Below are 19966 nucleotides of genomic sequence, written 5' to 3'. Positions count from 1 at the left end.
GGCAAGATTGGGGAATATTTGTTATACAATCGTGGATAGATGTTTAGATTCTACGCATTTATTGTGTTGATATGGGTGGCATAAGTGTGCGGTCAATAAGACTGCTTGGCAGTGCAAGTGCGCTAAGGAGCATAGATTCTAGTGCGCGTTGCTCGCCATTGTCGCTCTCGTGGTCAAAACCTAGTAAATGCAATAATCCGTGCAAAAAGAGCAGGCATAATTCATCACAGAGACTATGGGCGCGCTCATCGCTTATGCTTGTGGCTAGGGGTAGGTTTATCACAATACTTCCTAGTGGGATTGGTGGGGGCTGTGGGGATTTTTTGGATTCTGGGATTTGCGGAGCGGTAGCAATCGCGCTTGTTGCGCTGGCTTTATGATCTAGGCTTGTAGGATCTTGCTTGGGCATATCTAGCGGTGCAAGCGGGAAGCTTAGCACATCTGTGGCATAGTCTTTACCCATAGATTCTAGGTTAAGCGTGCGCATATCTTCTTGACACACCAAAATGACTTCAATGTCTTTTTGCAAGAGTGGGGCTGTGCGCTCTAGGTGGATTCTAGCGTGCATTAGCTCTTGGCTTGATGGCGCGTGCGAGATAATGATGGCTTGGAGTGTTTCTACTATGTCGTGTAGCTTTTGGTGCAAGGTTTGTAGCGAGATGGAATCTAGCTTGTTTGTCGAGTCAGTTAGCTCAATCATTGCGCCTCCTTAATATGCTGCAAAAAGTGGATTCTAGGATTTGTAGCTAGTGTAGAGAATCCATAATATCCACGGCTTTTATAAGTCGGTCTTTGTCAAAGTGTGTGTAGATTCTACTTGTGTTTAGATCTGCGTGTCCTAGGGCTTCTTGGACTAGGACTAAGTCTTTGTGCTTTTGATAGAGCAAGGTGGCAAAGGAGTGGCGCAGCATATGTGCGCCCATTTTTTCCTTTTTTATCCCAATGTTTAAGAGCATTTTACGCACGATCCCATAGACATAGGGCTGGCTTAGGGGCTTGCCTTTTTTGTTGCAAAAAAGCAGATTGCTCTGGATATTTGGGATTTCTTCTCGCAGAGTAAGCCAGCTGTGCAAAAGCTGCTTGATATGCGAGGCTTTGATCATCACCACGCGGTATTTATCGCCTTTGCCTTGAATGGTTAGCATAAAGACATCGTTTTCTTGGATTACCTTTTGTGCTTGGAGATTGATCGCCTCGCTTACGCGGATCCCGGTGTAGATGATAAACTTTACAATCAAGCGATCTCTAGCTTGGGTTTTAGCAGGCAAGGGCGTGGTATCAATAGAGTGTAAAAACCGCTCTAGCTCATCAGTCTTTAAAAAGGTCGGGAGCTTCACGCCGCTTTTGCCACGCGTGCCGGCTAGGTTTTTTAGCTCGATGTTAAAGATATAGGATTTGCCTGATTCATCTTCATTGTGCTTATCAATAAAGCCAAAAAAGCCGATTAGTGCTATGCGGTAGTTGCGTTTAGTGGCATTAGAGAGTCTAGCGGTGCTTAGGGTGATAAACTCTGCTAAAAAAACTTCATCAATCTCTTCTAAATCCTGTATCCTAGAATCCTGCAAAAATCTCCCGAGTCGCAAAAGTGGCAGAGCGTAGGTGTTGATCCCTGTCATACCGCTATTTCTGGCTTGCTTGATAGACTCGGTTAAGTGGGCTAGGCTCGTGGCATCGCGGATAGAATCTAGACTTTTGCTTAGAGTGCTTGAGTCGTGGATATGGCGGTTGGAGAGAGTGGTGATTTTGTGGATAAAGAATTTTCCAAGCCAAAAGACATAATTGCCTAGCAGCGTGGAGCGAGATCGCAAGGGGTAGGTCATAGAGAGCCTTGTGAGAAATTTGGGCATTATAACATTACGCTATCAATAGATACAATAAAATAAAAGCTTAAAATAAGTAGAATACGCGCAATTGTGCTAAGGAGTAGAGATGAAGAGACAAATTTGGTCAAATCGTTTGACTTATATTTTAACAGTAGCTGGAGCTACCATAGGCTTTGGAGCGACTTGGCGTTTCCCTTATCTTGTGGGCGAGTATGGCGGAGGGGCGTATGTGGCTGTGTTTGTGCTGGCGATGCTTTTTGTGGGGATTCCCATTATCTTGGTAGAAAATGTCATCGGCAGAAGAGCGCATACAAATTGTGTCGATGCCTTTGGTAGTGTGCCAGAATCCACAAAGCCTGTTTCTAGATTTTGGAAGATCTTTGGCTATATGGGTATGCTTGGGGCTTTTGGGATTTTGGCGTATTATATGGTGATTGGTGGGTGGGTGATCTCATATATCGTGCATATTGTGCAAGAGGTTTTACAAGGCTTTGGGCTGGCTTTTGGAGGGCTTGATGTAAGTGTGCCTTTGCAAAAGTCCCAGACTATCGCATTTTATGAAGAGCATATAGAAAATGCTCCGTGGCAGATAAGTCTTTTTACCTTTGTGTTTGTGGCGATCAATTGGCTTATCTTGCGTAAAGGTGTCATCGATGGGATTGAGCGATCAGTGAAATATCTTATGCCTCTTTTGCTGCTCTGTCTTGTGATAATGGTAGCGCGCAATCTCACGCTAGAAGGGGCTATGGATGGCGTTAGATTCTACCTTGTGCCAAACTTTAATGCCATTAGCGCGGAGCTTTTCTTGTATGTGATAGGGCAGGTGTTTTTCGCGCTCTCGCTGGGTTTTGGCGTGATGATCACGCTCTCTTCTCACCTTGATAAGCAGGAAAATTTGATTAAAACCTCTCTTTTTACCGGCGTGATCAACACACTCATTGCCGTGCTAGCGGGCTTTATGATATTCCCTTCACTCTTTAGTGCTAATCTCGCTCCAGATTCTGGTCCTTCGCTTGTGTTTAAGGTCTTGCCTATTGCATTTTCACATATGCACTTTGGTAATCTTTTTGCTATTGTGTTTTTTGTGCTGCTGATTATAGCGGCACTTACGACTTCTATCACGATCTATCAAGTCATCATTAGCGTATTAGAAGAGAAATTTCACCTATCGCATAATGCCGCCATAAACTCCACGCTTTTAGGGGTATTTGTGCTAGGAAATATCCCTTGTGCATTAAGCTCTTCTGTGCTTGCAGATGTGGTGCTTTGGGGGAGGGGTGTGTTTGATACATTTGATTTCCTTAGTGGGAATATCTTTTTTGTCATCACAGCCCTTGGGGCGAGTGTTTTTGTGGGCTTTGTGCTAAAAGAAGAGGCTATCCAAGAGCTATCTAATGGCACCAATGCCCCAAGGTGGCTGCTAAAAGGGTGGCTGCATTATGTGCGCTATGGTATCCCTGCAATCATCATCGCCATTTTTATCGCAGGGCTTTTAGACCTTAAGCCCACAAAGCCAGCTCGAGAGTCCAGCACACAAGCATATAATGAGCGCGGTGCTTTCTACCACCAGCCATATAAAATCGCAAGTTAAAGCAGGGAATATGACACTACAATCTCTAACACAAAAGCAGCATAATGATCTCATAGAGCGTGCGATAGAGTTTGCTGCAAGTCTGCAAGAGCGCGTGCAAGATAGTATTGCTACACACGAGAAGAGCTTCTACTACAAAATGCAGCACATCATCGAGAATCCAGAATATAAAGCTCTTTTTATGGAATTGCTAGATTCTAGTGTGCTTAGCAATAATCCCGCACATAGCCACAAGCTTATTGAGCGCATATTGCGCCGCTATGAGTTTGGGGAGTTTTTCACTCTCTATGAAAAGATGTTGCTATATATCTTCTTGCAAGTAGGGAGATATGCCCCTAGCCTTAGTGTGCCGTTTTTTATCAAGCAAATTAGAAAAGAAGCAGGCTTGATGATGCGCTTTAGTATGCCGACATCTAGCCCAAAAAGTCATATTGCTAATTACTACTTCATCGCCAAAAAGGCTCTAAGTCAAGAGATCATTAAAGACAATATCACAATGTGTAAAAAGGCATTAGACAACAGCCATATCACGCATATTTCTATCAAGCCTAGCGCGTTTTTTACCCAGATGTGGGAGGGGAGCTTTATACACTCAAGAGATGAGCTAGCAAGGAGTCTAAAAGAGCTTTTTGCCTATGCGAGCCAGCAAAGCCAAGCCCAGAATCTGCCAAAGATCATCACGCTTGATATGGAGGAGCATCGATTTTTGCAGCTTAGTGTGAGTGCCTTTATGGAAGCCCTTAGTGGATATAGCGAGCTTGAAGCAGGGATCGCGCTGCAAGCTTATATACCAGAATCTTTCTCCTATCTTATGCAGCTTTGTGATTATGCAAAGGCTAGGGTGGATTCTGGGGGTAAGCCCGTGCATATCCGCTTGGTCAAAGGCGCAAATATGCAAGCTGAGAAATTTTATGCCGCTAAGCATAATGGAAGGCTGCCGATGTTTAGCCAAAAGCTTTGCACTGATGCTAATTACAAAAAAATGCTGCATTATCTCATAGACAATGCACACTATCGCCATACTAAGCTAGGGGTGGCTAGCCATAATGTCTTTGAGCTTGCCTATGCATATATGCTTTTGCAGCATTGCGTGGAGCCAGAGTATAGGGAGCATTTTGTCTTTGAGATGAGTATGGGCATTAGTATGCAGGCAAGTAGGATTCTAGGGGAGTATCATACGCTTATGCTCTATACTCCTGTGTGTGATACTTCATCGTTTCAGGAGGCTATCGCTTATTTATTGCGCCGCCTTGATGAAAACACCGGAGAAGAAAACTTTATGGCAAGCTACTATGCGATGCGCGTGGGTGATAGTGCGTGGCAGGCGCAAAAGGCGATGTTTTTGGACTCTTTGGCATATATCCCAAAGCTCTCTTGCGCACCTATTGCTGTGCAAGATCGAGCAGCAGTGCTAGATCTGCAAAGCAGCGATGGTGTCTATGAGACTGATACGGAGTTTTTCGCCCAAGCAAATTACCAATGGCTCATCGAAGCACTAGCCCAAGAGCTACCCAAAGACACGATACAAGCCACATACATCAAAGAAGCTCAAATGCTTTATGGCTTTGATGGGAGAGAGATTAGAAAAGTGGCGTTTGCTAAGGGGTTTGATGAGAATATCGTGCCAGCTTCATTGAGTAGGCTAGAAAATCTCATAGCAATCTTTAACAAAGCCACACATCTTTTGCAAGAAAAACGAGGGCAAATAATCACAACCGCAGCCTTAGAGATTGGCAAAGTCCCTATGCAGACAGATATGGAGATAAGCGAGCTTATCACTTTGCTGCGCTTTTATCCTAAGTCATTACAAGATCTCTGTGATACGCACGCTCATACATCATTTATGCCAAAGGGTAGGGGGCTTGTGATAGGGAGTGCGCATAGTCATTTAAGCATAAGCTTCGCCCCTGTGCTTGCAAGCCTTGCTTGTGGGGATCAAGTGGTGTTTAAGCCATCATCACTTGTGATTAGCAGTAGCTATATGGTGTGTGAATGCCTATGGGAGGCTGGAATCCCGCGAGATATGCTATGTTTTACCCCTATGCAAAGAGAGGATTTTAGGCAAGCTTTGGCAAATATGCGCACAGATTTATTTGCCTTTGTCGTTGGGTTTGGGAAGGGATCAAGCCTAGAATCCATTGCCACTGCACAGCCTATGCTACCGCTTATCGCCCACCCTACTGCCACAAATGCAATGATCATCACGCAATTAGCTGATTATGATCAAGCCATTAAACACGCGATTAGCTCGGCATTTTTTTATGGAGGGGTGGGGGTTAGGAAGCTATCGGTGCTGATTGTTGAGCAAAGTGTGCTTGATGATACAGGCTTTATGCAAGGAGTGCTTGCGTGTGCTAGATCCCTACACTATGGCACGCCTTATGCACTGCAAAATGCCCTAGGTGTGGTGCTGGATTCTAATCACGCATTAGAGGCGATACAAGGGGCGTTTGCCCTAAAGCCACAGCGCGATGGGCAGTATATGGGAGCTGGTATTATCTATGCTAGTGCCAATGAGCTTAGCGCGATAGATAGGTATCTACCACTGCTTTATATCATCAAAGCCGATGATATAAAGCACGCCATAGCCCTAGCAAACACGCTAGATAGCAATATATGCGTCCTAGAATCGCGCGATGAAGATGAGTGGGTGTATTTCCGTAAGAATGCCAAAGCACACACTTTGCTTATCAATGAGCCTACAATCCACACAGCAAGCGCGAAGATCATCACGACCCCATCAGGCTCTTTGTCGCATACAATCGGCACTTACAATGATATTATCCATTTTGTGCGCCCTGTGCCAAATGCTTGTGATGAAAACCTTGCTACAAGTATCATTGAGCCAAAGTTTAAGCGGCTTTTGGCAAGCGGGGATATAGTGGATTCTAGGCGCAAGGCGTTGGAAAACGCACTCAAAAAAGCCAAGAGCTATGTGTATTACCGCAATACAGAATTTATGCTATCACACGATTGCGCACTTGAGTATGGCGCGAAGCACTTGCTAGATTATAAAGCAATTAGCACGCTTGCTTATCGAGTCAGCAGCAACGATAGCTTAGAAGATGTGCTAGGGGTCATAATCGGTGCGCAGGCGTGCAAAGTGGAGCTTATAGTGAGCTTTGAAGCAATAGATGAAGACTTGGCATTTTTGCGTGAGAATCTAGCAGGGCTTGGGCTTATAGCGAAATTTGTGCAAGAATCCTTGCAGGATTTCATCGCTAGAATCCCACAAAATGATGTCATCCGCTACCACACAAAAGCTAGTGCTATGGATTCTATCTATCAAGCAGCCGCTATTTCTCATAAGCGTATTATCCCTGATAAGCCTCTTGATAACGGCAGGTTTGAGCTGCTTTGGTATTACAGAGAGAGAGTGATAAGTATCGTGCATCATCGCTATGGAGTATTTGCTGAAAACAAGCTTGCCAAATTGCTTGAATAGTGGCTTGAGTGTGGTGATATAAAGGCTATTTTTTTAATGTGGCACGATAGATGAGCAGCCCTATGGCTACTAGGGCAAACACAAGGCTTTCAAGTAGTAAATCTTGTAAATTGTCCATAGTCAAGCTCTAGACATTGAATCTAAAGTGCAAAATATCGCCATCTTGGACGATGTAGTCCTTGCCCTCAGCGCGCATAGCCCCAGATTCTTTAGCCTTGCTCTCACCGCCATATTTGATGAAGTCTTCATAGGCTATGGTCTCTGCACGGATAAAGCCCTTTTCAAAGTCATTGTGTATCACAGCGGCTGCTTGTGGGGCTTTGGTGCCATTTTTGATAGTCCAAGAGCGCACTTCTTGCACCCCAGCAGTAAAGTAGCTAATAAGCCCTAGTGTGTAGAAGCTCGTGCGGATAATCTGCTCTAGTCCAGATTCTGCACAGCCCACAGAAGCGAGCAGCTCCTTTCTTTCATCATCATCTAAGCCTATCATCTCTTCTTCAAGCTTGGCACAGAGTTTAATGACAGGCGATCCCTTGCTTGCACCAAAATCTCGCACTTTTTTGACAAACTCATTATCGCTTTCTAGTGCGCTTTCATCAACATTTGCGCCATAGATCACTTGCTTTGCGCTAAGAAGTCGTAGCTCTTTATTAAGCGTGATGAAGTCTTGTGTGTCTTTGTGTGCAAAGTTGCTGGCTGGCTGGCTGGATTCTAGGTGGGCAAGCAGGGATCTAGCCAGCTCTAGCATAGCATTTGCTCCCTTTTGGGCTTTGCTTTCTTTCTCAAGCTTTGCAATGCGTTTTTGCACGCTTGCAATATCAGCTAGCACAAGCTCTAGCTCGATAATCTCAATATCTGCGATGGGGTCTATGCGGTTTTCTATATGGGTTATATCATCATCTTCAAAGCAGCGCACAATGTGCAAAATCGCATCGGCTTCTTTGATGTTGGCTAGAAATTGATTACCTAGCCCCTCACCCTTGCTTGCCCCCTTGACAAGCCCCGCAATATCCACAAACTCCACTTGAGAGTGCATAATGCGCTGTGGCTGCACGATTTTAGCAAGCTCTAAAAGTCTAGGATCAGGCACTTCTACAATCGCCTTGTTAGGCTCTATGGTGCAAAAGGGGTAGTTTGCTGCTTGGGCGTTTTGGGCTTTGGTCAGGGCGTTAAAAGTGGTGGATTTGCCCACATTGGGCAAGCCTACGATACCGACAGAGAGTCCCATCTACTGCTTCCTTGCTTTGCTTATCTTGCTTATATCTTGCAAGAATCTAACCCCCATTCTCACGCCTGCTCCACTTGCTCCATATGGGTTAATATCCCATTCTTTTGCCACAAACGCTGGTCCAGCGATGTCGATATGTAGCCATTTGTCCTTGTAGGATTCGCGGATAAACTCTCCTAAAAACATTCCCGCACTAATTGCCCCACCATAGCGAGATGAGCTGACATTGCTTACATCAGCAATTTTGGATTCTATAAGCTTTTTGATATGGCGGTTAAAGGGCAGGATAGCCACTAGCTCGCCAGAATCTAGCGCGCTTTGGGTGAAGTCAAGCTGGAGCTTTTGATTATAGCCCATAACACCGCTTGTATATTCCCCAAGCCCTACGACACAAGCCCCTGTGAGTGTCGCAAAATCAATAAGCACATCAGGGTCTAAATCCTGTGCATAGCTTAGGCAGTCTGCTAGCACAAGTCGCCCTTCAGCATCGGTGTTGCCTATTTCTATGCTTTTTCCCTCGCGGGAGATTAGCACATCATCTGGTTTATACGCATTGCCGCCGATCATATTCTCACACGCGCCGATAATGCCGTGTATTTCTAGGGGTAGCCCTAGCTTTTCTGCTGCAAGCATAATGCCTAGCACTGCACAGCCGCCACTTTTATCTGCTTTCATTGTTGTCATATAATCACTTGGCTTAAGGCTTAGCCCACCACTATCATAGGTAAGTCCCTTGCCTACTAGCACGACTTTTTTCTGTGGATTCTTAGGCTTATAGCTTAGGTGGATTAGGCGCGGGGATTTACTTGAGGCTTTAGCTACGGCTAAATATGCGCCCATTTTTTCCTTTTTGAGCTCTTGCTTTTTTAGGATCTTGCACGATAGATTTGTGCCTTTAATGAGATCTTGTGCGTAGTTTGCCAGATATTTTGGCGTGGCGATTTGCGGAGGGGTATTGACTAAATCACGCGTGATATTGACAGATTTAGTGATGATTTTTATCTCATCGAGTTGTTTGGAGAAGTCTTGCACGCGCTCTTTTGTAGCTCCTGCAGAATCTGTATCATAGGACTCTAGGCTGATGAGAATCTCGCGCAAAGAGCTAGGCTGCTTTTTGCTTAAGAATGTATCAAAGCTATAATCTCCAAGCAATGCTCCTAGCGTGAAAGCTGCCATTATGCTTGTATCGCTACTCTTTGGCAGTGTGTAGAATCCAATTTTGGCACTTTTAAAGGGGTAGGATTTTAGTGTTTTTACAGCGGTAGCTCCAGCTTCGCGCATAGAATCCACTTCTAGCGACCCTAGTGGGATATAGAGTGTTTTTGCTTGCTGGTGCAGCACAGGGGATTTGTGCTGGTAGGCAAGATCGTGTAGGAATTTTTGATCAATCCATTTGTGTTTGGTGTTTTTATTTATGACAAATACGATAGCGACATCGGCTTTGATAGAGGTGAAAGACTCTTTATGTGCGGATATTTTTAGCATTAGTGATCCTTTGAAGTGGTTTTGGTGATTTGGCTTTGGAGTTTATCGATTTTTTTATCGATTTTTTGCGTGCGTGATGAGAAAAACCACCACACCCCACCAAGAAATGCGCAAGCAAAAATAACAAAAATATATGGATGGGCTTTAAATAGCTGTAAAAACTCTAGAATCTTATCGCCAAAGACCCAAGCAAGCAAAATGGTGATCGCCGCCCACACCCACGCGCTGATAAGATTGATAATGGCAAATTTTAACGCAGAGTAGCGTGTGAGCCCTATGCTTATGGGGATAATGGTGCGCATACCATACATATACCGCTGGATAAAGATAATACTCCAGCCATATTTTTGCAAAAGCAAGTGTGCTAGGGCAAGTTTGCGCCTTTGCTTTGAGAGATGTGCTTGGATATAGCCTTTGTTGCAGCGACCGATGTAGAAATAAATTTGATCGCCCACAAATCCTCCAAGCCCAGCGATAAAAATCGCAAGCCAGACATTTAAATGCCCCGTGTGGCTAGCAATACCGGCAAAAATCAATCCAAGTTCGCCTTCTAAAATACTCCAGCAAAACAAAATCACATAGCCCCAATCTGCTACATAATTTTCCCATAAATTTACAATTGCTTCTTCTAGGGAGAAGTCGGATTTCATCATATATGTTACAAGCCCACCAACTAGCACAAGAAGAAATGTGCCAATAATAATGCTTTTGTAGTGCTGTTTGAGTGCTTTCATCAGCAGTCCAATATATTCATAAAGTTTGTTGTAAGCTTTTTGTGTCCTTCTAGCTCAACTAGGCGGATTAAGAAGCACGCCTCTATGCACTCTCCACCAGCTTTTTCAATAAGCTTAATACTTGCAGCAGCAGTCCCACCTGTGGCGAGCAAATCATCGACAAGCACGACTCGCGCCTTTTCTCCACGCTCCTGCACACTTGCAAAGGCATCTTGGTGGATTTCTAGCGTATCTGTGCCATATTCTAAGGCATATTCTTGCGAGTAGGTTGCAAATGGGAGTTTGCCCTTTTTCCTAACGGGGATAAAGCCAACCCCCAAGGCATAAGCTAGCGCAGATCCAAAAGTAAAGCCCCTAGATTCTATCCCCACAATATGTGTGATGTTTTGATTCACATAGCGAGCTTTCCAAAAGGCGATAATCTTGTGTAGGCACTCTGCATTCTCTAAGATTGTAGTGATGTCATAAAATAAGATTCCGGGCTTTGGATAGTCTGGGATCTCTCGCAAAGTATTGCGGACTTGTGTGCTAAGCTCTTGTAGGTTTTGTGCGTTTGCCATAGTGTTCCTTTGCGTGTGGATTGAGATTATAGCGATTACAACAAGGCTTCGATTTTTTGCTCTAGGTCTTTTATGCGCGTGCGGTATTTATCTGTCTCGACACGATATTGTGAATTACGCTGCTTGAGCGTTTTGATCTCATTGCGCAAGGAATTCATCTCTTGCGTGAGAATATCGATATTTCCTAGTGCGCGTTGTAGTTGTAATTGATGCTTTTGGATAAGGATTTCGGCTTCTTGGAGTGTGAGTTTCATCGCTGCGGCATTATGCTCGGCTTTTCTCGCCACGGATTTATAAAACATCGTTTTTGAGACCATATACAGCACAAAAAGGACAAAGATTGTGCCAGCAAACCACTTTAACGCTAGATCCATATTAGCTCCTATCGAGTTTCCCCACACGGCAGATGTGTCGCCCGCCTTCAAACTCTGTGTGTAAAAATGCTTCAAGCATAGATTCTACTTCGCCCTCACCGCTTATGCGCGCCCCAAGACACAAGACATTAGCGTCATTGTGCTTGCGTGTGATTTGTGCCATATATGCGCTTGTGCAAAGTGCAGCGCGAATACCGGAGAATCGATTGGCACTCATACTCATACCTATGCCACTGCCACAGATCAAAATCCCCCTTGCTTGCTCGCCTGCTTCAAGCACGCGCTCGCAAAGTAGCTTGGCATAATCAGGATAATCCACTCTCTCTTGCTTATCGACCCCCAAATCGCACACTTCATAGCCATTTTGTAAAAGCCACTGCTTGATAAAATGCTTTAATGAGAATCCAGCGTGATCGCAAGCTATAAAAATCATTCATTTCTCTCTTATAGTGGTAGCAAAAATCGCAGAAGCATTGTAGCAGGATAAAATAAAATGCTAGATAAACTTGGGATAAATAATATGACAAAGACAATAAGCATTCCATAAGGGGCGATGAATTCTAGGAATTTAGCAAATGTGTAGAGCCTAAATTTCAGCGCGGCAAAAAGCAGGGCTTGAGAGCCATCAAGAGGGGGGATTGGCAGGAGATTAAAGACACATAGCACGACATTGTATTGGATAAGATATAAGAGTAGTAGCACAGAAATGCTGCCAACAAGGCTTTGCATACTCAAATCAAGTATATCGCTAAAAAGCAGCATAGAAGCAAAGAGGGCTAAGGCTAGATTGTAGCTCACACCCGCTAGAGCCACGCCGATAGCCGCTCCATAGCCACGAGAATGGATAATGGAGCGTATATCAATAGGCACAGGCTTTGCCCAGCCAAAGAGAAAGGGAGCTTGCGCGATAAAGAGCACAACAGGGACGATAATCGAGCCTAGTAGATCGATATGCTTGATAGGATTTATGCTAAGTCGCCCAGCGTGCTTGGCAGTAGGATCTCCATAGTGGTAAGCCACAAGCCCGTGCATAATCTCGTGCCCTATAATGCTTATAAGCAGGGCTACTGCCATTATGATGATTTGCAAAGCGTGCTGGGATAGAGAATCTAGCATAGAATCCACCACAAGAAGCTATTTGGATACGATATGCCTAGAATCTATCGTAGCGGACTTTGCGGTATTGGCGATAGGCAAAAGATTTTGATTATGGCTGTTTGCATACTCTTTGGCTAGCTCTTCTATACCATCTATGCCTTTAAACATTCTCTCCCATCGGATACTATATCGCTGCTTGGGGTCATAGGTCGCCCCAGATTCTATACTATCAGCGAGATTCATACTAAAGTAGATAAACCACGGCTTGCCGATGATGTTTTTGTATGGCACACTGCCCCAAAATCGCGAGTCTTCACTATTATTGCGATTATCCCCGATCATAAAAAACTCATCTTCAGCGATTTTCTTGTAGAAAAAGCCTATTTGTCCATTTTGGATTATGGGCTCCATAGCGATTCCGCGCGTTTTTGGTGTGTATTGATAGGGCGATCTATTGGCAAGCAAAGCACCTTGATAGAGCGCGCTCATCTCAAAAAACGCCGAATGCCCGCCATCATTATTGACCCCAAAATGCGTGGCAAAATACGGATCAAAGACAAAAAGTTTGCCCTGCACTTCTATGAGATTTTCGCCTTTATAATGCTCTAGCACATAATCATTACCCTCTTTTGGGTGCAGATATAGCCCATTTGGTGTGAAGACTACTTCATCACCGCCAACAGCAAAGGTGCGCTTGACATAGTATTGCTTGGGGCTATGTGGTGGGATAAAGATCACAATATCGCCTCGTTTGGGGCGTTGCCCTTCGATAATGTGTCCATTATCTTTAAGATCGGGGAAGACGGGTAGCTCTACCCACGGGATTCTAGGGATAGGGATACCATAGCTAAATTTTTTGACAAACAAAAAATCTCCTTCAAAGAGTGTGCCGACCATCGAGCGAGAGGGGATCACAAAGGCTTGAGCGATAAAAAATATCAACAACAGCACGATGATAATTGTCCCTGTCCAGCTGGAGACAAAGCGCATTAAAGTAGCAAAAAGAGTTTTCATCATAAATCCTTATTGTTGAGATAGTGTGCGCAAGCGATAGGCTTTTAGTGTGTTTTCTAAGAGACTTGCGATAGTCATAGGTCCTACACCTCCGGGCACAGGCGTGATGAAGCTAGCCTTTTTAGCGACATTGTCAAAATCCACATCGCCTACAAGCTTGCCGGATTCTAGGCGGTTTATGCCTATGTCAATCACCACTGCGCCTTCTTGGATCATCTCTGCGCGCAAGAGATTTTGCTTGCCCACGCCCACACATACAATATCCGCGCGTTTGGTATAAAGGCTAAGATCTTGTGTGTAGATATGGCAGAGACTAATAGTCGCATTAGCATTATGCATAAGCGCGGCAAGCGGTTTGCCGACGATATTACTCGCGCCGATGATGGCGACATTTTTGCCTTTAGGGTCGATTTTGTAATGCTCTAAAAGCCGCATAACGCCTAGCGGAGTCGCAGGGGCGAAGCTAGAATCCATTTGCGTATTTGTCTGGATTCTACCGACATTGAGCGGGTGGAAGCCATCGACATCTTTTTCTGGGGTGATGGATTCTAGGATTTTAGCGGTATCAATATGCTTTGGCAGTGGGAGCTGCACTAAGATCCCATCGACATTATCATCGGTGTTTAATGTGCGGATATGTGCTAGTAGCTCGCTTTCTTGTGTGGATTCTGGGAGATTTAGCACACTGCCATCGATCCCGACATTTTTGCAGGCTTTGGCTTTCATCGTAACATACGCAAGCGATGGCGCATCATTGCCCACGAGAATCACGACAAGCTTTGGTGCTCTGGGTAGGCTCATCACTTGGGATTGTATGGTTGCTTGGATATGAGCAGAGAGAGATTTGCCATCAAGAAGCGTCATTAAATGCCTTTATATGCCGAGCGCGGCGGATTTGAAAAAGTGTGCTATTATACTTGAAAAATCTTAAAAGGCAGAATGATTGCTATGAAAAATCTCTATCGTGCTTGTGCCTTGCTCTTGGCGTGGCATACTCTAGCTCTAGCGGATTCTAGCGAGGGATCTGCTAGCACACAAACCGCTTTAGAATCCATCGCACAAGAGGTAGAATCTAGCGTGCAAGATAGCAGTCAGGATTCTACTCAAGATACAGATGGCTTCATCACACCGCAAGAATATGGCGCAAATCTCTATGAAAATCCGCGCGGCATTGGCTGCGTAAAATGCCACGGCAAAGACGGCGAGGAGACTCTGCTGGCTTCTTATGTCCATAAGGGCAAGCAGCGGCATATCATCGTCCCGCGGATCAATAATCTTGCCTTTGAGACATTTAAAGTCGCCCTTAGTAAAGATAGCGGCGTAATGCCTAAATACAATCTCACAGATGAAGAAATCAATGCGATTTATCTCTACATCACATCGCGCAATAAGACATTTCGCTAGCAGATATGCGAGATAAAGTCGCAGCAAAAAAGGAGAGTTATGGGGTCATTGGCATTAGCATTGAAATATCGCCCAAAGGTATTTAGCGATCTAGTAGGGCAGGAGACGATTTCGCAAACGCTTTCTATGGCATTGGATAAAGATCGCATTGTGCATGCGTATTTGTTTAGTGGCTTGCGTGGGAGCGGGAAGACAAGCTCGGCTAGAATCTTTGCGCGCGCACTAGAGTGTGAAAAAGGACCGACAAGCACGCCTTGTGGCGAGTGTGCGACTTGTGTGGCTACACTCGATGGGAAAAACATCGACATCATCGAAATGGACGCTGCTTCAAACAGAAGCATTGATAGTATCCGCGATTTGATTGAGCAGACAAAATATGTCCCCACAATGTCTAGGTATAAGATTTTTATCATCGATGAGGTGCATATGCTCACAAAAGAAGCATTTAATGCCCTGCTAAAGACACTTGAAGAGCCCCCAGCGTATGTGAAATTTATCCTAGCGACCACTGATCCACTCAAGCTCCCTGCTACGATTCTAAGCCGCACGCAGCACTTCCGCTTTAAAAAAATCCCCCACAAAGCCATTATCGCGCATTTGGAGATGATTTTAGAAAAAGAGGGCGTGGGCTATGAAAAGGGCGCGCTTGATATTATCGCGCGTAGTGGTGGGGGCAGCTTGCGAGATACGCTCACCCTCACAGATCAAGCGATAAATTATTGTGATAAATATTTGACAATCGATCAAGTAACGCAAATGCTAGGCATTGTTGATCCTAAGAGTTTGCGCGATTTTTTCTCTAGTATTATGCACGATGATGAGCAGGGCGTGGTGCGTGCGCTAGAGATTTTGGGCGAGTATGAGTGCGAGATGATTATCGATGAGATGCTGCTCTTTCTTAAAGATATGTTGCTAGGCGGGAGCAAGGAGTTTTCTCTGCTTGTGATCGATCGATTTTTGGGGATTTTGAGTCAGGCAAAGAGCTTGCTAAACCTTAACCCAGATGGGGCGTTTGTGCTGCTGCTAATGAGTCTAAAAATGCGCGAGGCGATGAAGCTGCAAGAGATTAGTGAAGCGATCAAAAACCTAGAATCTAGTATTGCTCTAGAATCCACTTTTGAAAAACAAGCTGAAACATCACAAAGCGTAGCTTCTTTAGAAAACAAGCAAAGCGATGTTTCTTTAGAAAAAGTGGATTCTACTTCCGCAGAATCTATGGATTGCCACGCGGTGCAAGCACCGCTCGCAATGACAGAAAACAACACTGCTAGTAAAAAAGTGGATTCTAGTCCAAGTCCCAAGCACCCCCAAATGTATCAGCAGGCATTCCACCAGCTTATAAGCAAAATCGCCGATCGCTCCTATGAGCTTGGCGAAGCATTTCGGCGATCTATTGTGTTTGAGCAGTTTATCCCAGCAAGTGAGCCAAGCCAGAGTGGGACATTGATTTGGCAAAGTAGTGGAGATGAGCAGGATAGGTCGTTGTTGCGCCAGCATTTTGGGCTTATCCGTGGATTTGTGCAAGATATATTTGCCCCTCAAAGCCACACGCCAATTGTCATTAAAAACGCAAGCACACCAGAATCTAGCCAAGCCCCTAAGCCAGCCCAAGAGTCTAGCCCTAGTGTAGCTAGTGATACCACGCAAGCGAGCAATGCCGCACAAGAGCTAGATTCTAGCAAAGAGCCTAAAAAGCTAAAGCCTAGTGATCTTATCTTGTATAGCACACACGAGATAAGACCAGATCATATTAGCGAGGCTGTGTGTGATGAGGTGCCTTGGGAGAGAGAAGAAGTGCCGCTAAATCTCCCTGCAAGCTTTGCTATGGAGCAAAAAGTGGATTCTACTACCTCCCAGACTACACAAGAAAGCTGCCATACCACCCCTAGCCACAATGCAAGTGCCTCTAAAGACTCTGCCACACCACAAGAAGTCACCGCGACTAGCGACACGCCTACAAACGACCCCATTGCAGACCCTATCACAGAGGCATTTAAGCACAATAATCAAGCCCTAATTGGCGGGATCAAGCAGCATTTTGGCGCGAAAAGTATGATCATAGAAGCAAGCTCAAAATGATGTTGCAGCCCTATATGCAGTGTCGCGCCAAGTGCAGTGAGCTAGGATCCGTGGCACAAGAGATTCTAAGCTTGGGTAAAGATGTGATTATCCTAAGTGGTGCGGTAGGCAGCGGGAAAACGACACTTACACAAGCCCTCCTTGCTAGCCTAAGACACTCTAGCGTAGGATCTATAAAAGTGGATTCTAGTGTGCAAGCCACTTCGCCCACCTTTAGCCTAATGCACGACTATGGCGGAATGTATCACTATGATTTGTATCGCCGCACAAATGAAGAAGTGCTACAACTTGGGCTTTTAGACTGGCTTAGTGAGAGTGGGGTGCATTGTATTGAGTGGGGGGAGGAGCTACTGCCTTTGCTGCTAGAATGCGGCTTTGAATGCGTGCTAGTAAGGATTCTAAGCACCACGAGAAGCGATGAGAGAGTGTATGAAATCTCTGTGTAGTTTGAAGTTTAAGACAAGAGATTATACAATGCCCCAAAGCCGATACCAAAGCCAACTCAAAGGGGAAGCGTGCCTACACAAGATATAGCACAGGGTGGATTTGCGCAGCATATCCTAGAAGCCAAGCACCTTGCCAAACATATCAAAAAAACAAAAATCGTCAATGATGTCTCCATTGAAGTAAGAAGCGGGGAGGTAGTGGGGCTGCTTGGACCAAATGGAGCAGGCAAGACCACGACTTTTTATATGATTTGCGGCTTGTTGCAGCCAAGTAGCGGAGAAGTGCTACTTGATGGCAAGAATCTAGCAAACTACCCCCTACATAAGCGATCTAATATGGGCATAGGCTATCTGCCGCAAGAATCAAGTATTTTTAAGGATTTAAGCGTAGAGGATAATCTCGCCCTCGCCGCGGAAGCGACCTTTCGCACAGCTAAAGCAAGAGAGCATAAAATCGAGCAAATGCTAGAAGCATTTAATATCGAGCCTATTCGCGCGAGGAAGGGGCTTAGTCTATCTGGTGGTGAAAGGCGGCGCGTAGAGATCGCACGCGCACTTATCAAAGAGCCGAAGTTTATCCTGCTTGATGAGCCATTTGCTGGCGTTGATCCTATCGCGGTGATTGATATACAAAAGATCATTTCTACGCTGACAGATATGGGCATAGGTGTGCTTATCACTGACCACAATGTCCGCGAGACACTCTCTGTGTGTGATCGCGCGTATGTGATAAAGTCTGGCACCTTGCTTGCAAGCGGTAATGCTGAAGAGATTTATGGTAATGCGCTTGTTAGGAAGTATTATTTAGGTGAGCATTTTAAGGCATAGGATAGGGCGTGGCAGTAGCTGGTGGGACAAGACTTCGGCAAAGCGTTAAGGGCAAGCTCTCTACAACGCTCAAAAGCTGGCTACCGATTTTGCAGAGTGATTTGTTTGAAGTAGAAGATATTTTAAAAGAATATGTGAAAGAAAATCCTTTCATAGCATTGCAGTCGCCTTTAAGCAAGGACTTTAGCTCGGCATTTCGCAGACTGCCGCAAAGCACAAGAGCTAGTAGCAGTGATAAAATCGAGCAGCTAACCATAGCCCAAGATAGTTTGTATGACAATCTCTACCGCCAGATCTGCCCGCCACTCTTCCCCACAGAGCTTAGTGCGATGATCGCTTTTGACATTATCGAGGGCATTAGCGCGGAGGGCTACTTCCAAGAAGATAGCGAGCTAGCAGCCAAACGGCTAGAAGTAAGCGTGGAAGAATACGAGAGCGTGCGCAAGCGATTTTGCTTCCTAGAGCCGCGCGGAGTGGGGGCAAGAGATGTGGTGGAGAGCTTTTGCTTCCAGCTAGAGGCAAGCGAGGTGGATAATGCGACTTATGAGCTTTGTGCGCAGATCATCACCAAGCTTGATATGCATCACACTTTTAGGAAGCACCCCAAATACAACGAAGCTATGCGCGTTATACGCAGTTTTAAAAACCCTCCCGCGCTAGATTTTGCCCACGAAGAGTCCTACAAAATCCCTGATATTTTTATCTTTGAAGAAGATGGCAATATCATTGTGCGCACAAATGATGAGTGCTATCCCATCATCACCTTGGATAGAAATATGCTAGACCAGCAGCGGTTTGATCGGCAGTTTGCTCGTGCGCACAATGATAGTCAAGCATATATAAAATCTAAAGTCAAAGAGGCAAAGGATCTCATCGATGCGCTTGAGATGAGAAAAGCCACGATCAAAAAGGTGGGGCTTATGATTGTGGATTATCAATATGACTTTTTTACCGGTGGGGAGATGAAGCCTATGAAGCTTAAAGACATTGCCCAGGAGCTAGGCTACGCACCAAGCACCATTTCACGCGCGATTTCCAACAAATACCTAGAATGCTCGCGCGGCGTGTTTGCGATTAAGAGCTTTTTTACCACGGCGATTGATGGCGATGTGAGCAATGCTTCTATCAAGGACTTTTTGTTAGAGATTATCAAGAGCGAGAACAAGAAAAAGCCCTTAAGTGATGTGAAGATTTTATCGATGATTGAGGAGCGATTTGGGCTAAAAATCGTGCGCCGCACCATCACCAAATACCGCCAGCAGCTTAATATCGCCAGCTCAAGCGAGAGAAAAAGACTCTATGAAATGAGCGTGTAGGCATAGTGGATAGGTGGATCTAAGACTTTCAAGCCCCTTTATCATCGCAAGCGAGTGAGAGAGAAATCGCCCATTTTATCATCGCGAGACTTGCGCTAGCAAGTCGTGGCAAAGCGAAGTTTTTAGTATCCATAGCCTTTCTATCATCGCGAGCCTTGCGCTACGCTGCCCCTCTATCATCGCGAGCCGATGTATCGGCGCAGCGATCCATAATTTTGCGCTAGCAAAATAACCTTTACTAGAATCCACTTTTTGAAAAGTGGATTCTAGTAATAAACGCCAAAAATGTAAAAAGTGGATTCTAGGATTGAAGCCCAAATTCTGTCATTGCGAGATTTGCGTGGCAAATCGTGGCAATCCACAATCAAAAATTGGATTCTAGGGAAATGTTAAAAATGTAAGGGGAAAAATTAAAAAAGTGGATTCTGGTGTGAAAGCTCTCTCTACGATTCAGTCTCCCTTAACGCAAAAAGCTTACTCTGTTTTATCCGCAAAAAGAAAACAAGGGACACCGCTCGGCGCAAGCCGATGTTTCTTTAGA

At 45.0% G+C, this 19966-nt stretch carries 17 protein-coding genes and 2 pseudogenes; 7 read left to right on the top strand and 12 right to left on the bottom strand.

Annotated elements, in window-relative coordinates:
* Positions 1–58 precede the first annotated feature (58 nt).
* Positions 59–700: an rRNA maturation RNase YbeY gene (gene ybeY / locus NYG90_RS04800; RefSeq protein WP_350338568.1), complete on the bottom strand. Its 642-nt coding sequence runs from the start codon at positions 698–700 to the stop codon at positions 59–61.
* Positions 701–746: 46 nt separating this feature from the next.
* A complete protein-coding gene (locus NYG90_RS04795) occupies positions 747–1820 on the bottom strand; it encodes a tyrosine-type recombinase/integrase (RefSeq protein ID WP_115011642.1) in 1074 nt (357 codons plus the stop codon).
* A 109-nt stretch (positions 1821–1929) separates the two neighbouring features.
* On the opposite strand from NYG90_RS04795, the pseudogene NYG90_RS04790 reads away from it, so the two are divergent.
* Both NYG90_RS04790 and NYG90_RS04785 read left to right on the top strand, forming a co-directional pair.
* A pseudogene (locus tag NYG90_RS04790) lies at positions 1930–3321 on the top strand (sodium-dependent transporter); the annotation flags it as partial.
* A gap of 103 nt (positions 3322–3424) precedes the next feature.
* Complete coding sequence (locus tag NYG90_RS04785; RefSeq protein ID WP_285264760.1) at positions 3425–6859, top strand: proline dehydrogenase family protein; 3435 nt, start codon at positions 3425–3427, stop codon at positions 6857–6859.
* A 127-nt stretch (positions 6860–6986) separates the two neighbouring features.
* Here NYG90_RS04785 and ychF read toward each other — a convergent pair whose 3' ends face one another.
* From ychF to folD, 9 genes and pseudogenes are all read right to left on the bottom strand, one after another.
* Positions 6987–8087 (bottom strand): redox-regulated ATPase YchF, encoded by a 1101-nt coding sequence (gene ychF, locus NYG90_RS04780; protein ID WP_285256883.1) that lies wholly within the window; start codon positions 8085–8087, stop codon positions 6987–6989.
* Positions 8088–9572, bottom strand: a complete 1485-nt coding sequence (locus NYG90_RS04775) for a leucyl aminopeptidase (RefSeq protein WP_115011646.1) — start codon at positions 9570–9572, stop codon at positions 8088–8090.
* A complete protein-coding gene (locus NYG90_RS04770) occupies positions 9572–10222 on the bottom strand; it encodes a DedA family protein (protein WP_258552317.1) in 651 nt (216 codons plus the stop codon). The genes NYG90_RS04775 and NYG90_RS04770 overlap by 1 nt, the downstream gene beginning before the upstream one ends.
* 83 nt (positions 10223–10305) lie before the next feature.
* Positions 10306–10866, bottom strand: coding sequence for an adenine phosphoribosyltransferase (gene apt, locus NYG90_RS04765; protein ID WP_285256884.1), 561 nt, complete (start codon positions 10864–10866; stop codon positions 10306–10308).
* Between the two features lie 35 nt (positions 10867–10901).
* Positions 10902–11240: a hypothetical protein gene (locus NYG90_RS04760; RefSeq protein ID WP_115011649.1), complete on the bottom strand. Its 339-nt coding sequence runs from the start codon at positions 11238–11240 to the stop codon at positions 10902–10904.
* Position 11241: 1 nt separating this feature from the next.
* Complete coding sequence (gene rpiB / locus NYG90_RS04755) at positions 11242–11673, bottom strand: ribose 5-phosphate isomerase B (protein ID WP_285256886.1); 432 nt, start codon at positions 11671–11673, stop codon at positions 11242–11244.
* Positions 11674–11684: 11 nt separating this feature from the next.
* Positions 11685–12356 carry a site-2 protease family protein gene (locus tag NYG90_RS04750; RefSeq protein WP_285256900.1) on the bottom strand — a complete coding sequence of 224 codons (672 nt, stop codon included), beginning with the start codon at positions 12354–12356 and terminating at the stop codon, positions 11685–11687.
* Positions 12357–12449: 93 nt separating this feature from the next.
* A pseudogene (gene lepB / locus NYG90_RS04745) lies at positions 12450–13352 on the bottom strand (signal peptidase I); the annotation flags it as partial.
* A gap of 9 nt (positions 13353–13361) precedes the next feature.
* Entirely contained in the window at positions 13362–14216 is an 855-nt protein-coding gene (folD, locus tag NYG90_RS04740; protein WP_285256887.1) for a bifunctional methylenetetrahydrofolate dehydrogenase/methenyltetrahydrofolate cyclohydrolase FolD, read from the bottom strand.
* A gap of 75 nt (positions 14217–14291) precedes the next feature.
* On the opposite strand from folD, the gene NYG90_RS04735 reads away from it, so the two are divergent.
* From NYG90_RS04735 to NYG90_RS04715, 5 genes are all read left to right on the top strand, one after another.
* Positions 14292–14756 carry a c-type cytochrome gene (locus NYG90_RS04735; RefSeq protein WP_350338547.1) on the top strand — a complete coding sequence of 155 codons (465 nt, stop codon included), beginning with the start codon at positions 14292–14294 and terminating at the stop codon, positions 14754–14756.
* A gap of 39 nt (positions 14757–14795) precedes the next feature.
* Entirely contained in the window at positions 14796–16835 is a 2040-nt protein-coding gene (locus NYG90_RS04730) for a DNA polymerase III subunit gamma/tau (protein ID WP_285256888.1), read from the top strand.
* Positions 16832–17281 carry a tRNA (adenosine(37)-N6)-threonylcarbamoyltransferase complex ATPase subunit type 1 TsaE gene (gene tsaE / locus NYG90_RS04725; RefSeq protein ID WP_285256889.1) on the top strand — a complete coding sequence of 150 codons (450 nt, stop codon included), beginning with the start codon at positions 16832–16834 and terminating at the stop codon, positions 17279–17281. The genes NYG90_RS04730 and tsaE overlap by 4 nt, the downstream gene beginning before the upstream one ends.
* A 111-nt stretch (positions 17282–17392) precedes the next feature.
* Positions 17393–18109, top strand: coding sequence for an LPS export ABC transporter ATP-binding protein (gene lptB / locus NYG90_RS04720; protein ID WP_115012328.1), 717 nt, complete (start codon positions 17393–17395; stop codon positions 18107–18109).
* 8 nt (positions 18110–18117) lie between these two features.
* Complete coding sequence (locus tag NYG90_RS04715) at positions 18118–19425, top strand: RNA polymerase factor sigma-54 (RefSeq protein WP_285256890.1); 1308 nt, start codon at positions 18118–18120, stop codon at positions 19423–19425.
* Between the two features lie 78 nt (positions 19426–19503).
* Here the strand turns inward: NYG90_RS04715 and NYG90_RS04710 are convergent, their stop codons facing one another.
* The gene (locus NYG90_RS04710; protein ID WP_285264759.1) at positions 19504–19743 is read right to left on the bottom strand and encodes a hypothetical protein; all 240 of its coding nucleotides are present in this window, start codon (positions 19741–19743) and stop codon (positions 19504–19506) included.
* Positions 19744–19966: the final 223 nt, after the last annotated feature.

The sequence above is a fragment of the Helicobacter zhangjianzhongii genome, assembly GCF_030249855.1.
Taxonomy (GTDB): Bacteria; Campylobacterota; Campylobacteria; order Campylobacterales; family Helicobacteraceae; genus Helicobacter_B; species Helicobacter_B zhangjianzhongii.
The sequence above is the reverse complement of the archived record's forward strand: the minus strand, read 5'-3'. Positions and strand labels throughout refer to the sequence as shown.

What these genes read in the sequence shown, in the direction of transcription:
- ybeY (WP_350338568.1), bottom strand. Translation starts at nt 700, where the DNA reads ATGATTGAGCTAACTGACTCGACAAACAAGCTAGATTCCATCTCGCTA.
- NYG90_RS04795 (WP_115011642.1), bottom strand. Translation starts at nt 1,820, where the DNA reads ATGACCTACCCCTTGCGATCTCGCTCCACGCTGCTAGGCAATTATGTC.
- NYG90_RS04785 (WP_285264760.1), top strand. Translation starts at nt 3,425, where the DNA reads ATGACACTACAATCTCTAACACAAAAGCAGCATAATGATCTCATAGAG.
- ychF (WP_285256883.1), bottom strand. Translation starts at nt 8,087, where the DNA reads ATGGGACTCTCTGTCGGTATCGTAGGCTTGCCCAATGTGGGCAAATCC.
- NYG90_RS04775 (WP_115011646.1), bottom strand. Translation starts at nt 9,572, where the DNA reads ATGCTAAAAATATCCGCACATAAAGAGTCTTTCACCTCTATCAAAGCC.
- NYG90_RS04770 (WP_258552317.1), bottom strand. Translation starts at nt 10,222, where the DNA reads ATGAAATCCGACTTCTCCCTAGAAGAAGCAATTGTAAATTTATGGGAA.
- apt (WP_285256884.1), bottom strand. Translation starts at nt 10,866, where the DNA reads ATGGCAAACGCACAAAACCTACAAGAGCTTAGCACACAAGTCCGCAAT.
- NYG90_RS04760 (WP_115011649.1), bottom strand. Translation starts at nt 11,240, where the DNA reads ATGGATCTAGCGTTAAAGTGGTTTGCTGGCACAATCTTTGTCCTTTTT.
- rpiB (WP_285256886.1), bottom strand. Translation starts at nt 11,673, where the DNA reads ATGATTTTTATAGCTTGCGATCACGCTGGATTCTCATTAAAGCATTTT.
- NYG90_RS04750 (WP_285256900.1), bottom strand. Translation starts at nt 12,356, where the DNA reads ATGCTAGATTCTCTATCCCAGCACGCTTTGCAAATCATCATAATGGCA.
- folD (WP_285256887.1), bottom strand. Translation starts at nt 14,216, where the DNA reads ATGACGCTTCTTGATGGCAAATCTCTCTCTGCTCATATCCAAGCAACC.
- NYG90_RS04735 (WP_350338547.1), top strand. Translation starts at nt 14,292, where the DNA reads ATGATTGCTATGAAAAATCTCTATCGTGCTTGTGCCTTGCTCTTGGCG.
- NYG90_RS04730 (WP_285256888.1), top strand. Translation starts at nt 14,796, where the DNA reads ATGGGGTCATTGGCATTAGCATTGAAATATCGCCCAAAGGTATTTAGC.
- tsaE (WP_285256889.1), top strand. Translation starts at nt 16,832, where the DNA reads ATGATGTTGCAGCCCTATATGCAGTGTCGCGCCAAGTGCAGTGAGCTA.